The following is a 14,068-nucleotide window of genomic DNA, read 5'->3' as shown; positions in this document are numbered from 1 at the left end:
CTGGGCCAGTGCATCTTGATCTTTATCAGTTAGCGCATATGCTGATATCCGAGAGCCTGCAGCTTGGCTCATGTTTAGGCTTGCCGCCCCCGAGGCCGGTGTTGCTGGTCAGGTTCTTGGCGCGCTCTGCGGTGGCACGGGAGCCAATCCCTTCGTCACCTCAAGAGGTCCTTCGGGCGCTTCAATATCCCGGTAATTCGCCGGCGTCATGCCCGTCAGCTTTTTAAACCGGCTGTAGAAGGTAGACTGACTGCTGAAGCCAACCGACAGCGCGACATCGAGCATTTTTCGAGGCCGCTGCTGAGTCTCCCGTAACAGGACTTTCGCTGCCTCGACCCTGTGCTGGTTGATGAGATCGTAAAAGCTGCCGCCGTATTCGATATTGATGACCTCACTCACTTCTTGTGGCCGGACGGCTAGCTGGCTCGCGAGGCTGGGCAGGTCCAGCTGATTGTCCAGATAGGCGTGCTCGGCGACCAGCAAGTGCTGCAGACGCTCCCAGATATCCCTGCGCCGGCTCTCGTCCAGGCCCGATTTACGATATTTTTCCGCCATACCTTCCCCGCTGCCTTCTGCTTCCGCCATCACCTCCTGCGGGCTGGACTCCCGAGCACTGTTAAGTGCTGCGAGCGCCTCGCGAACCGCGTCGGTGAATATCTGCGGCTGACGCAGACCACCGATCGAGATCATGTAGATAAGCAGCGCGGTCACCACGAGGTTGGTCACCGCCTTAGCCTCGCTGCCGAGTACACCCTGCAGTCGCAGCAGATCCACGCTGAAGTGGATCGCGCAGACACCGATCATGCCTACCAGCAGCCACTCCAGCCAGCGCAGATCAAACCGGTCCACCGCTGACAGGGCCTGTTGAATGCGGGCCCTGTGTCGGTGAACCTGGCGCAGGGCCAGGCTGCTGTAGAACACCAGGATAATACTCTGGGAGCTTGCGCTGATGATCGTGCTCGGCTTGTGCTGCAATTCCTGTGTCGTCATCTGCCACCAGTCAGGCAGCGTCGAGAGGTAGGCAAACCAGACAAACCACAGTGCGACCACGGCAAAATGCTTGAGTTCGTGACGGGTGAGACGAAATTCAGGGTTGGTGAGCGCCTTGACGTACAAGTAGAGCACCGGGCCATCGAGATAACGAAACCCAAACAAAATCCGTAACGGCAACGATGGGACAACCTGCTCCACCGGGTGGCTCAGGTAGAGAAAGAGCAGGTGCAGGGATTCCAGCCCGACATAGGCCACCAGCAGCTGGTTCGCTTGCCGATTGCCGGATGGCACGCTCAGCAACACCGCGCAGAGCAGGAAACCCTGGGCAGCGGCCACCAATAATGCCTCATGCAGAAAACTCATAAACTTAGCAGGCTATCTATACCTTTTTTGTGCCGCCAGCCAACCAACATGGGCTGGAGCGGCTGTTTTGACACCCTCCCGATCGGCTGGGAATCATCGCCGATGCGCCCGGAGGCTGACAACCCACATACAGCGGATGATTGGCCTCTAGCTGTTGTTATCTGCCGACGGTACAAATCGACCCGCGCCCGGGCATGACGAAGTGAACACCAACATTACAATAAGGATACCTATGACTACCATTAAAGCCGGATCAAACTCCCGCAAACGGCTGCCACTGGCCGTATTATCATTGAGCGCACTGGCCAGCCACGGGACGCTGGCCCAATCCCTCGAAGAGGTCGTCGTTACCGCCCAGAAACGCACCGAGAGCCTGCAGGACACCCCCATCTCTCTGGCGGTGCTGGGCACGGACGAGCTGGAGAACCTCTCTATCGGTGATATCGACGACATTGGCATCAATATCCCCAACTTTCTCACCACACCGCACCCCAACAGCGCCACCACTCCGCGGATATTTATCCGCGGCGTCGGTAACTTCGACGACCAGATCACCCAGGACCCCAGCGTGGCCGTTTATATTGATGGCGGTTACGTCGGCCGTAACCAGGGCATGGGAATGGAAGTGGCGGATATCGAACGCATCGAGGTATTGCGTGGCCCGCAGGGGATTCTTTACGGCCGCAACGCCACCGGCGGCGCCGTCAATTTCATTACGGTGACACCGGAACTCGAGGAATGGGGATTCAGCCAGCAATTCACCGTCGGCAAGCGCGACCAGTTTCGTTCCAGAACCATGGTGAATGTCCCCGTCACCGACAACCTGTCGGTACGTGGCTATTATCTGCACAGCCAACAGGACGGTTTTGTCGAAAACCTTGGCCTGGGAGCCGACAACTACGGTGATGAGGACCGCAGTGCCCAACGCCTCGACGTGCTGTGGCGCGCGAGTTCAGCGGTAGATGTCCGCTACAGCTACGACCGCTCGCACATCGAGGACTCACCGGATTTCCTGGCGCCAACCACGCTCGGGGTCCCCTCGGATCGGCCGGACCAGAGCCAAGCCGGGGTTCAGTTCATCAAAAACAACGACGCCACTACCTCAGGTCACCAGGTCACCGTCAGCTGGGCCCTGGCGGATACCCTGACACTGCGGTCGATCACCAGCTACCGGGATCTCGACAGCGAGGTTTTCCAGGATTACCTGTCCGGGACCGGCAGGCCCAATACTCCCTTCAACGTTGATGCCACTGTCGACCAGGACCAATTTAGCCAGGAATTCCACCTGCTCGGCGAGGCCCTGGGCAACCGCTTGTCCTACACCCTGGGCGCGTACTACTTCACCGAGGACGGCGAGGGCGAGACCTTCAACAACCTGCCGGGGTTTGGTGTTGCACAGTACTCGAAAGCCGACATCGACAACAAGGCGACCGCCGCCTTCGGCCAGGCCACCTTTACCCCGCAGTCACTCGATCAGCGCCTGCATATCACCGCGGGTATCCGCTGGTCGAAGGACCAGCGAGAGGCTGACCTGATTCGCAATACCCAACTGCTGGCGACCGGCACCGTACTGCCGCCCTCTGAGGAAGCCGGCCACGGAGACGAGGATTTCAGCAACGTGAGTCCCACCCTGACCGTGGCCTACGACCTGGGCGACGACACCAGTGTGTACGCCAAAATCGCGGAGGGTTATAAGACCGGTGGCTTCAACATGCGCGCCTCAACCGTCCGGTTTTTCGAAGACGGGTTTGATGAGGAGGTCCTGGTGTCCTATGAGCTAGGCTTGAAAGCCCAGTGGTGGAACAACAGGGTGCGTACCAACCTCGCCGTATTCCAGGCGGATTACGATGATATCCAGATCAATACCCAGACCGACCTCAACGACCCCAGCAAATCCGACATCCTTAACGCCGGTGAGGCCGAGATCCAGGGGCTTGAACTCGACGTGACGGCGGCGCTGACCAGCGATATCACACTGGGCGTGAATTACGGTTACCTGAACGCGCGCTACAACAGCATCGAAGATGGGGTCGGTCGCGATGTCACCCACGATTTCGAGTTCATCAATGCCCCGCAACACAGCTTTCGCGCCAATGTGACCTACGATATTGCGCAGACGGCCATCGGCACACTGATCGCCTACCTCAACTATTCCTGGGTGGATGACCACTTCATCACCAGCAGCACAGTGAACGGCGATTACATCATCGAAGCCTATGGCCTGACCGATGCCCGCCTGACGCTCGCCGATATTCCCGGCCTGCCGGCCGGCAACCTGCGCGTGGCACTGTGGGGGAAAAACCTCGCAGATGAGGAATATGCCTACATCAATGGTCCGCTGTTTGGCGGCGCTACGGCCTGGGGGGAGCCCCGTACCTATGGAATCGACCTGACCTACGAGTTTTGATCGTGGCTGTGCTCAAGCTAACAGGGGCGCTCCACCGCCCCCTGAGAGTTCTGCCGGCTTTGCTGCTGGGTATGGCAACCGCGTTTGCGTCACCGGCGGCTCCGGCAGGTGGCGCTATCACCCCAGAGGCAGGCACGGCCAACTCGGAGACGCAACTGGCGCAGGCGCTAGACAGGTTCGTGCAGGCACTAGAGCGCTCCGCGCGGACCCTGAAGGCCGATCCGGCCTTCAGCGGCGATCGCGACAGCGCCGCAGGGGTGGCTTACTGGGCCCAGATGCTGATCCGGACCCTGGAGGAGGACATCGTCCAGGACGCGGACTTCCCCTTCTTCCGCGAGGTCGACTTCCGCATTCGCGAGGGGGGCGACAACCCGGACCAACGCTATCTCTTTTCACCTTTACGCGGGGGCGCGCCATACCGCATCTGGGGCCACAAGGCGGGCGAACGCCGGCTTGAGATCCAAATCTACGCGGGCACGCCCTGGACGGCACAGGGCGGTCGAGTCGTTGCCGTCCTGCCCGAAGAGGCCCTCCACGTCGCGCCGGATGGCAGCTTTGAGGTCCTGCTGGGGGGCGAGCCGCGGGCGCACAACTGGCTCGCCAATCCGCCAGACAGCAGTTTCGTGATGGTCCGCCAGATCTACGCCGAGTGGCCGGATACACACGGAGACGTACATATCGACCGGGTCGGTTACGAGGGTCGCTTGAAACCCGGCGTCGGCGCGCAGGACATGGTCCGCCGTATCCAGCGTGCCGCCGCCAATTTCGAGGAACTGGTCCCCCTGTGGCCCACGATTGGCCGGGAACGCTTCGCTCAGCAACAGCCCAATACACTGTCGCCCCTGTTCGATCCCACGGCAGCGGGCGGTGTCGAGGGGCGCTGGATGTCACTCGGTGCTTTCGAGCTGGGTCAGGACGAGGCGTTGATACTCACCATGTGGCCTCTCGGTGGCAACTACCAGGGCGTACAGTTGACCGATGTCTGGACCTCCTCACTGGAATACGCCAACCGTCAGACCAGCCTCACCGCCGAGCAATGCTACCGCAGTGCCGATGGAGCCTACCGCTATATCATCGCCCACGAAGACCCTGGCGTTCAAAACTGGCTAGACACCACCGGCCTTGAAAACGGTTACCTGCTGCTGCGTTACGACGGCGCCGACCGCCCCGAGGTCCCGACATCACTGTGGCCCGGGCTGACTCTCACATCCTTTTCCCAAGCCAGGGCGGCGCTGCCGCCAGAGACACCTGACTATTCCGCTGCGGCGCGCCAAGTGGCTATCGCCCAACGCCGCCGCCACGTGCAACTGCGTTTCAATCGTTAACACTTTGAGGATTCACCATGAGTAGCTACGCCTTGCGCAGGATTTGCCGCGCCCTTTTGTTGTCGGTACTGGCATTATTGCCACACTTGGTTTGTGCCGCGAGCGCGCCGACGCGACCCAATATCCTGCTGATCATGGCGGACGATATGGGGTTTTCCGATGTCGGTGCTTTTGGTGGCGAAATTGCGACCCCTCACCTTGATCAACTCGCCACCGATGGCCTGCGCATGACCAATTTTCACGTGGCTGCCACCTGCTCTCCCACCCGGGCCATGCTCCTGACCGGGGTGGACCATCACCGCGCCGGCATCGCCAACATGAAAGAGCTGATCACGCCGAGTCAGCGCGGCCAGCCCGGTTACCTGGGGCATCTCGATCCCGGCGTGCCAACCATCGCCGAACGGCTGCGCAAGGCGGGCTATCACACCATTATGAGCGGCAAGTGGCACCTAGGCGTCGACGCCGAATTTGATCCGGCCAATCGGGGTTTCGAGGAGGTATTCACACTGCTCGATGGCGGCCACAACCATTTCGGCAAACCCAATCTGCCGCCACCCGAACTCGGCGGTGTACACTACACCGAAAACGGCGAGCCGGTTTCGATTCCTGACGACTTCTACTCCTCGGACTATTTCACTGACAAACTGCTTGGCTACCTGGCCCGACCTACGGACAAACCTTTCTTTGCCTACCTGCCCTTCAGCGCCCCGCACTGGCCCCTGCATGCCCCCAAAGAAAACATAGCGCACTATAAAGGCCGTTACGATGCCGGCTGGGACGCGCTGCGGCGCGAGCGGCTGCAACGACAGCAAAGCCTCGGCATCCTGGGCGACGACATCGATATGGCGCCGCCAGCAACCCTGCGCCAGTGGGAGAGCTTCAGCAAGAAGGAACAGCAGGAGTTTGCGCGCAAGATGGAAATCTACGCGGCCATGGTCGAGCGCATGGACTGGAATATCGGTCGCGTGATTGACGAGCTGCGCAGCACCGGTCAACTCGACAATACCGTGGTGATTTTTTTGTCCGACAACGGGGCAGCTCCCGACACCCTGTCCAGCTTTGCCAACAAAGTGCCCCATTTTCCGTCCATCAACGCGGGTCAACCCGAGGACTGGGGCGGGGCCGATTCCATGCTCTCGTACGGTACCAACTGGGCCCAGGCAAGCACAGCGCCGTACCGTCTGTATAAATCTGTGGTCACCGAGGGCGGCCTGGTGAGTCCGCTCATCGTTCGCTACCCCGGGTTCGCCCGCCAGGCCAGCATCGACAAGCGCTTTGCCACCGTGCTGGATATGGTCCCCACCCTGCTGTCCATTGCAGGCGTCAGGCAGCCCGAAACACCGGAGGCTTTTAGTGGCCGCTCCATGCTGCCGTTCCTGATGCGCGAAACCGAGACCATTCACCAGCCCGATGAGCTGTTCGGCTGGGAGCTATTCGGCCAACGCGCCATGCGCCAGGGCGACTGGAAACTGGTGTATGTCAGCAAGCCTAACGGTACCGGGGATTGGGCGCTGTATGACCTGGCCAGCGACCCTTACGAGACAGAGGATGTCTCCGCTGCACACCCGGGTGTGTTCGAGGTGCTGCAACAGGGCTGGCAGGAATACCAACGCACGATGGGTATTATCCTGGAGGAACAGGTCGTCAGCCCCTGGACCGCGCTGTAAAGGGTGCGGATGTACCCACTTTCATTAATGCGGTACATCACGTCAATACCTGGCCTCGCGGACGACCCGGTCAGTGGCTTTTTCCTGGGTGGTTTGACGATGTCCATCCAGACCCAATTCTTCTTGAGGAGGTGCTGGTAGAAGAAGTGCAGGCCGTTGCAGTCCACCTTGATGGTCGACCACGAGTGCGTCTCTACCAGCGACCAAAAGCAGCCTTGGAGCTGTTCCAAACTCAGGGTGGCGGGCAGGTGTCCCAGAACTGGGCGACACGCCGAACGGCACGGGCATAGGAATCAATGGTGCGTTCTGCCTTGCCCTGCCGGCACAACGCGCTAACATGTTTGCGGTACAGTGATTGAAATTTCTGTTGCTGTCCTGTGTTCAGGATAACTCCTCCTGTGGTCGTGTTCGGGAGAAGCACGTGGAGGAATTATTTGCCCATGGGAGGGGTTGTGCTGATGGTTAGCCGCGTAGCGGATTCGTTCAACAAGCACATCAAAAGCTGCTCCACTTCGTTGAGCTGGTCGTCGCTGATGCGCTGCCTTTTAAGTGGGCGTGAATGTCAGCTATGGACGAATGCGTCAAACTGAATCTGGACTCACGGAAGCGCATCACTGCCAAAAGCCATATGGTACGCCTCTGGTCTATCAACAGGTTTTATGAATTTTCTCATGCTGCCCACGACCAAGATCTACCGCCCGGTTCCCAGAAACAAATCCGGTTTTTGGGAGACCGTAGGCTTACCGGCTCGCGGCGCTAAATTGCATCAGGTTGTGCGAGAGGGTGTACCTTACGAAGTCTTTTTGAGCCTAGCCGCAGTAGCTGGCCTAGAGCCAAAAGCGCTAGCCCGGTATGTCGCGAATTCGCCTGCGACCTTGCATCGGCGTGCAAAGGCCGGTCGCTTCAATACCGATGAGAGCGACCGCCTGTATCGCTTTGCCAGGGTGTTGAAGGCAGCCACAGATTTGTTCGAAGGTGATAGCAAGCGGGCCGGCCTATGGATGAACAGACCGGTTCGCGGTCTCGGCGGGCGCCAGCCCGTTGAGATGGCCGCCACTTCTGCTGAAACCGAAGCAGTTCTGGACCTGATTGGCAGGATGGAGAGCGGTGTACTTGCGTGAGTACCATCTGAGCTTGCGCAACTTTATTTGACGATCCGAATTTAACCCGGAATTTAAGCGTCGAATCGTCCCTCATCTTCCAATACATCAGGTCGTTCCTGCAGAAAGCGGTACTGGCAAAGGCGCACCACACCAGCTCCAAAAGCGTAGTCACCCAGCTAGGTTCCATAGGTGTCGAACCTGTGATCGGGCCAACGATAGATGGTTCAAGGCAGTATCTGTACAAAGTGGCAGACTTGGTCGGCCGAGCAGGACGTGAATTTACGAAGACGTAAAGGTTTAAGTACTATGCATATTGATGTAAAGGTAGACGAGAAACTTGTGAAGCAGGCGTTGCAGGTTGCAGACTCTGGTATGAGCGTGGCAGATGTAGTCAATGAAGCATTGCGACTTTTCGTAAGAGCGGAAGCTGCCAAGCGCTTAACTTCGGTAGGAGGTGGATCTCCGACTATGAAAGATATTCCCCGAAGGCGAGAACCTGGAGATCAGTGAATGGTGTCCATTGGTACTCGTGGATTGGCAGCAACCGCCACATAGCGGACAGAATTACAGTCAACTCTGAAATGTTTTGTTCACTTTCTTTGTAAAAACGAAAACACTACTGATTCAAATCCCGAGCTAAACTCATGCATGGTCCAATGTCCACAATTGGGAAAAATGTGGAACTCACAATTTGGAATTAGTCGCATTGCTATCAAGCCGACATCTAGTGAGCTAACACGATCTTCTCGCCCCCATGTGATCAGTGTTGGTGCTTGGATGTCTGGAAGATGGGCGATAGTTTCAATGGCGCCCTTAGCCTTACGAAACTGCGCAAGTCCCTGAATACTTTCTCGTGCGTATATAGATCGGGTTGTATAAAACGTTTTGGGTTCAAGGGATTGCTGAAAGCGCTCATCGATTAGTTCATCAGTTATAACGCTTTGATCGTATACCATTGAGCGCAACCACTGCTCTAGACGTGACCGTGTTGGATCTTCGACAAACTCAGTCAGGAGATTTAATCCCTCCCCTGGAAACGCAGTAAACAGGTTGATTCCTATACCGCCGATGCTGACCAGTTTTCCAACCCGCTGTGGGTGGCGGGCGGCAATATAACCGCCGACTATCCCGCCCAGGGAGTTGCCGACAATATGCGCTTGTTTGATGCCTAACCCGTCTAGCAGGGCGATTGCAGCTTCAATGCATCCATGCAGCGCGTCGCCCTGCCAAGAGTCACTGGCACCGTAGCCGGGAAAATCCATGACGATGCATCGGAAGTGCCCGGCGAATGCGTGAATATTGCCGGCGTAATTCGCTCGCCCCGTCACTCCTGGCCCTGAACCATGCAGAAACAGAACCGTATCGCCGCAGCCCACGTCGAAGTAATGCACACGGCCGTGCTTGAGCTTGAGAAATTTTCCACACTTGGGTAGTGCCATGCCTGCTCCCTTAGTAAAGCGCCACTTTCTCGTTAACCTGACCTGTCCCGCGGCTTACAATCCGGCCGGCACTGCCCCGGCTGAGGACTTACGGCCGAGATAAATCAGGACCACTGCGGGCAGGAACATAGCCACAGAGTAGAACACCGTGGGAATGGCATACAGGGTATTGTTCATCAGTACAGCGGTGACCGTAAACGCCAGTGCGCTATTCTGGATGCTGGTTTCAATGATCAGAGTGGCCCGATCCTGCGAGTCGATTCGCAGAATTCTGCAAACCACGTACACAAGCACCGAAACCAGCAGAACTAGCACCACAACAGCGGCCCCGACCTCCTGAGCAGCGGCGAGTATTGCCTCACGTTGGCTCAACCACAAGTAAAGGATATAGGCTACCAGCGCCAGGGAGCAGAAACGCCCTAGCAGTTGGCTGAGTTTCAAGCTAACTGTCGGAAAGTGTTGGCGCAATAGCATACCAGCGGCGATGGGCAGTACGGTGATACGACCCACCGACAGCATGGTATCGACCAGGGGTAGCGCTATCGCGGTGCGATCGAGGCCGATCATGCCCTGTGCGATGTTCAAGATAAGCGGTATGGTAAAGACAGTAACCAAGCTGCTAATCAGGGTCAGACTGACCGACAGCGCCACGGTCCCCCGCGCCTTGAACGCGATATAGTTGGACAGCACCCCGCCGGGGCAGGCGCAAATCGCGATAAAGCCCATCTGCAGCGCCGGGGACATCGCAAACATCTGCGCGATGGCAAAGCCGAGCAGAGGTAGTAGCAAGAGCTGGCAACTGAGACCTAGCAATATCGGTAGGGGAGTCACGAGGATGCGCCGTAGGTCGTTCGGAGTCACCGTCAGCCCCATCGTGAACATCATCAGCCCCAGCAGGAGCGGCAGTAGCACGGACATTCCCATTCCTCTCGCGGGTCATCGGGGAAATTGCAGGGCCAGGCAACGAGTCAGAATTCTACCGCCAGGCCCGGTTTAGTCGTTAAAATTCATAAACCAAACTAACGCCGTAACTGCGCGGTTCGCCATAGATCACCGAGCCAAAGGCGTGGTAAACCTCGTATTCCTCGTCGGCGAGATTTCTCCCCCAAACTGCGAGATTGAGATTCCCCGCTGGCACCGGCACATTCGCCAGGCCCAGCCGGGCACCCCAGAGCCCATAATCGGGCTTTAGGTCGGTGGGGTCGGAACTGCCTGCGGCAAGCTCCTCGTCACGATAGTCATAGCTGACAATGGCGGACAAGGTGCCTATCGGCACGGGCCGGAACGTATACTCGGCATTAAAGTTGTACTTCCATTTCGGCGTATTGAAGAGCAGCCGGTCCTCGGTCAACCCGGTAAAGGGATTGGTAACCGTTGTGCTGGAGTCGAGATAAGCCACTCCCCCGCTGAGCACCAGCCCCTCAACCGGAATGTACTTCACCTCAAGTTCCGCGCCTTCGGTGCTCGCCTCGGCCGCATTGACAGTGACTTTTGCCGGTGGCTGGCTGGCGTCGAGCCCCGGGTCGAAGAACTGCACCTGGATATCGGTGTATTCCTGGGTAAACAGCGCGATATTCAGTAGCAGACGGTTGTTTAGAAGTTGCGACTTGAAGCCAACCTCATAAGATTCGAGTTCCTCGGGGTCGAAGGCTTGTAGCCTTTCGGAGCCGCTATCAAAGCCCCCGGATCGGTAGGCCTGGGCGTAGCGGAAGTAGGTGCTGATAGCGTCCGTCCAGTCGTATTTAACGGTGAAGGCTGGATCGACACTGTTGGAGCTAACACTATCTATGGCGTCGACCGGGAATGCGCCGCCTTCATTGAACGGTTTGTGCCACGCTAGTGAGCGATCGTCTTCAGTGTAGCGAGCACCAATTTCCAGCGTGAGACGGCTCTCCAGAACTGATGGGTTCCAGGTAATTTGACCGTACACCGCTTTGGAATCGTTTTCGATTTCGTAGGAACTCCAGGGTCTCAAGTCAGCAAGCCCAGGCGGTATGATCGCGTCACCGCTGGCCAGTGCCGCGTCGATCTCCGCTGCAATACCGTAATTATCCACGAGTTCGGTATCACCTTGGGACGCGTTCTCGTCGAAATAGTACAGGCCGACATGGTAGTTGATGCTCCCGTCGCTGCTGGAGCCAGACAGAAGGAATTCCTGCGAGAATTGGCTCTGCTCAGCCTCGGACGCAATCAGTGTGGACACGTTGTAGGACTCGACTCCGTCGTGCAGCGCTTCCGACTCAAACTCCCGGTACCCTGTGATGGCTTTGAGTGAGAGGGTGTCACTGATATCCCATTCTACTGTGAGCGCGTGACCCGAGGACTCGAAGTCGTCCTTGATATCAAGGTCAACATCGCGCCAAGATCTATTCTGCCGATTTGGAAAGATCCCCAGATTGGTTAAGTTCGGTGCGAACTGCACATAACCATGTTGCTGGTAGTTGCTGACGGAAGCCTGATCCATGGTGTCGTAGGAGTAATCCACCAGCCAGTTATATGCCGGCGTCCATCGCAAGGCTATTCGGTAGCCGTCCGAATCGCGCTCGCCGAAATCGCCAGCTGAGCCAGTATTTTTTACCCAGCCGCCGCGATCGGATTTCAGTACAGTGAACTGGCTGCTGATATTTGCGAATTTGTTCAGGTTGAGTGTTGAAACGCTCCTGAAGAGATCGTAATTCCCGACATCCAAAGTTTGTTTGAAGCCTAGGTTGCCGGAAGGCTTGCGAGAGATAAATTTGATCGCGCCACCAATGGTGTTGCGGCCGTAAAGAATCCCCTGCGGTCCGGACAGGACTTCGATTCGTTCGACTTCCATGAGCTCGGTTGCGAGTCCGTTTCCGTGCCCAACGTAAACGTCATCGAGATATATACCCACACCGTTGTCCCGCTCAAAGTTCGCCGGCTTTTCCTGGCCTACGCCACGGATATAGACTTTCAGTGCAGACGCTTTCTCGAAGTCTGGTTGAATACTCAGCGATGGCACCTTATCAGCGATATCATTTACGCTGTGAAACCCCATTTTTTCTAGTGCTTCCATATTGAGAGCGATAACTGACATAGGCACTTCTTGACTACTTTCTTCGCGACGCTGGGCAGTAACAACCACGTGCTCAAGTACCGTCGTTCGCGCTGAGTCCCCGAGGTTATCTGGCTGCCCTGATGCGCCGACACTAGAAAAAGAGGCAACTAGCCCAGAAAACAACTTGGTAAGTATTGAACTGGATGTATTATTCATTTCTTCGACTCCGCTTGAGGCTGGCGCCTCAACCAATACTACGGAAAGACCACCGTGCTCCCTGAACTGGGGCATTAACCGTGTGCCATCTAACAGCCGGGCTATTCCCTGCTGAGATGTATAACGCCCGACGAGTCCATTTGCCGTTATTTTCCTGGCTTCGTCGAAAGGAAATATAAACGTTATATTTGCCTGTTCAGCAAACTCGATAAGCGCCTTATCCGCCTGCACGCGTGGAATATGGAAGTCGATCAACCTGGTGCTTTCTTCGCCCACTCCCGCCATTGATAATTCCTGTAGAAGAATCAATGACATGAATAAAACAGGTGAAAACGTATGGTGCGTCCAACTTCTCATCCACGTCAGCGCGCACCGTGCGCGCTTAGAGAGAGAAGACGAACGGAGTGTAAATTTCCGCCACTGTGGCCAGGAATTCACAATGATAAATTCTACTTATATGATGTTATTTCGTGGTCAGCACTGTGTAGCAGCACTTTCTCGTCACCAATACGCTGGTACGAAGCATTGAAATTTTCTTTTAGAGTGGTTAACAATCCTTCAACATCGCCGGCTTTGAACAGGCCGGCAACACGGATCAGCTTCAGTTCCTCATCCAGGATTACAAATTCTACAGTAGTGTAACGCTCTATTTCCCGAATAGCAGTCTCCAGAGATTCCCCCCGAAACACCAGGTTCCCTTCACGCCAAGATAGCTTCACTTCCAATTCTTCTGGTTCAATTCTTTCAGCCTTTCCATTGTGCTGACCCAGCAGAATCTGCTCACCAGCCTTTATCATCATGTCGCCTTCTCTGTTAGCTTCTCTAACAAATGATTGCTGGCTGGCTGAAGCCTGTCTTATATCGGGCTGGACAGCATTCACTAATACCTTCCCTTCGGTAACGACAAGTTCTACTTCCTGGTGCTCGGTTAACTCAAGATTGAATGCGGTACCTACAGCTCTCACAACTCTGTTGCCAGCATGGGCATCAAAGGGACGCTCAGCATCATGAGCAACTTTTACGTGTACCTCCCCTCGCAATAGGGTTATGGCGCGACGCCTCGGAGAGAATTCAGTTCGTACGGCGCTGTTGGTATTCAAAGTCAATTGAGAGCCGTCAGGCAGAGTGATGGTCGATTGTTCACCGGTGCCGGTCTGGAAATCATGCTCCGTACTTTTCAGATTTTCAGCCACGAGATCATTTGGCCGTTCGATTTTCAGTGAAGCCCAATAGCTAAGTCCTATTATGGCAATCGCGAGGACAGCAGAAACTGCGTAAGCAGGGGCAACCAACCATCTGTTTTTGCGGGGCTCAGCAGGCTGAGGGAACAGATCTGATAGACGCGAAAGAGCGTCCATTTTGTCCCACAACTCAGCCACCTCAATTAATGTTTCCGCGTGAATAGCGTCTGTTGTCTCGCTCAATAATCCGTGACGCCTTTCCCAAGTAAATTCGGGCCGGGCAATACAATACTTCCCTGATTATTCCGCAGCCGCAGCCGCAGCCGCAGCCGTGCCGGGGATCGGGGTCGGGATA

The 14,068-nt window shown here is 56.5% G+C and carries 9 protein-coding genes; 4 read left to right on the top strand and 5 right to left on the bottom strand.

Annotated elements, in window-relative coordinates; translation table 11 throughout:
• Nucleotides 1-108: 108 nt before the first annotated feature.
• Nucleotides 109-1,356, bottom strand: a complete 1,248-nt coding sequence (locus tag DDZ17_RS14900; protein WP_116367772.1) for a helix-turn-helix transcriptional regulator — start codon at nucleotides 1,354-1,356, stop codon at nucleotides 109-111.
• A 232-nt stretch (nucleotides 1,357-1,588) separates the two neighbouring features.
• On the opposite strand from DDZ17_RS14900, the gene DDZ17_RS14895 reads away from it, so the two are divergent.
• From DDZ17_RS14895 to parS, 4 genes are all read left to right on the top strand, one after another.
• A complete protein-coding gene (locus tag DDZ17_RS14895; protein ID WP_116367771.1) occupies nucleotides 1,589-3,763 on the top strand; it encodes a TonB-dependent receptor in 2,175 nt (724 codons plus the stop codon).
• Nucleotides 3,764-3,765: 2 nt separating this feature from the next.
• Complete coding sequence (locus DDZ17_RS14890; RefSeq protein WP_206613563.1) at nucleotides 3,766-5,088, top strand: DUF1214 domain-containing protein; 1,323 nt, start codon at nucleotides 3,766-3,768, stop codon at nucleotides 5,086-5,088.
• A gap of 17 nt (nucleotides 5,089-5,105) precedes the next feature.
• On the top strand, nucleotides 5,106-6,755 hold the full coding sequence (locus DDZ17_RS14885) for an arylsulfatase (protein WP_116367769.1): 1,650 nt from the start codon (nucleotides 5,106-5,108) through the stop codon (nucleotides 6,753-6,755).
• Between the two features lie 659 nt (nucleotides 6,756-7,414).
• Nucleotides 7,415-7,876, top strand: coding sequence for a type II RES/Xre toxin-antitoxin system antitoxin (gene parS, locus DDZ17_RS14875; RefSeq protein WP_206613562.1), 462 nt, complete (start codon nucleotides 7,415-7,417; stop codon nucleotides 7,874-7,876).
• A 572-nt stretch (nucleotides 7,877-8,448) separates the two neighbouring features.
• On the opposite strand, the gene DDZ17_RS14865 is transcribed toward parS, so the two are convergent.
• The 4 genes from DDZ17_RS14865 to DDZ17_RS14850 all read right to left on the bottom strand — a co-directional run bounded on the left by DDZ17_RS14865 (nucleotide 8,449) and on the right by DDZ17_RS14850 (nucleotide 13,956).
• Entirely contained in the window at nucleotides 8,449-9,297 is an 849-nt protein-coding gene (locus DDZ17_RS14865; protein ID WP_116367767.1) for an alpha/beta fold hydrolase, read from the bottom strand.
• Between the two features lie 54 nt (nucleotides 9,298-9,351).
• Nucleotides 9,352-10,215 carry a bile acid:sodium symporter family protein gene (locus DDZ17_RS14860; protein WP_157976667.1) on the bottom strand — a complete coding sequence of 288 codons (864 nt, stop codon included), beginning with the start codon at nucleotides 10,213-10,215 and terminating at the stop codon, nucleotides 9,352-9,354.
• 82 nt (nucleotides 10,216-10,297) lie between these two features.
• Nucleotides 10,298-12,817 (bottom strand): TonB-dependent receptor, encoded by a 2,520-nt coding sequence (locus DDZ17_RS14855; RefSeq protein WP_157976666.1) that lies wholly within the window; start codon nucleotides 12,815-12,817, stop codon nucleotides 10,298-10,300.
• A gap of 164 nt (nucleotides 12,818-12,981) precedes the next feature.
• On the bottom strand, nucleotides 12,982-13,956 hold the full coding sequence (locus tag DDZ17_RS14850) for a FecR family protein (RefSeq protein WP_116367764.1): 975 nt from the start codon (nucleotides 13,954-13,956) through the stop codon (nucleotides 12,982-12,984).
• Nucleotides 13,957-14,068: the final 112 nt, after the last annotated feature.

It is taken from the genome of Parahaliea mediterranea (assembly GCF_003402235.1).
GTDB lineage: Bacteria > Pseudomonadota > Gammaproteobacteria > Pseudomonadales > Halieaceae > Parahaliea > Parahaliea mediterranea.
Note: the sequence above shows the minus strand (reverse complement) of the source record. Positions and strands in the feature narration are given on the sequence as shown.

Bases quoted from the DNA above. Each gene is read 5' to 3' on its own strand.
- DDZ17_RS14900 (WP_116367772.1), bottom strand. From the start codon at position 1,356: ATGAGTTTTCTGCATGAGGCATTATTGGTGGCCGCTGCCCAGGGTTTC.
- DDZ17_RS14895 (WP_116367771.1), top strand. From the start codon at position 1,589: ATGACTACCATTAAAGCCGGATCAAACTCCCGCAAACGGCTGCCACTG.
- DDZ17_RS14885 (WP_116367769.1), top strand. From the start codon at position 5,106: ATGAGTAGCTACGCCTTGCGCAGGATTTGCCGCGCCCTTTTGTTGTCG.
- parS (WP_206613562.1), top strand. From the start codon at position 7,415: ATGAATTTTCTCATGCTGCCCACGACCAAGATCTACCGCCCGGTTCCC.
- DDZ17_RS14865 (WP_116367767.1), bottom strand. From the start codon at position 9,297: ATGGCACTACCCAAGTGTGGAAAATTTCTCAAGCTCAAGCACGGCCGT.
- DDZ17_RS14860 (WP_157976667.1), bottom strand. From the start codon at position 10,215: ATGTCCGTGCTACTGCCGCTCCTGCTGGGGCTGATGATGTTCACGATG.
- DDZ17_RS14855 (WP_157976666.1), bottom strand. From the start codon at position 12,817: ATGGCGGGAGTGGGCGAAGAAAGCACCAGGTTGATCGACTTCCATATT.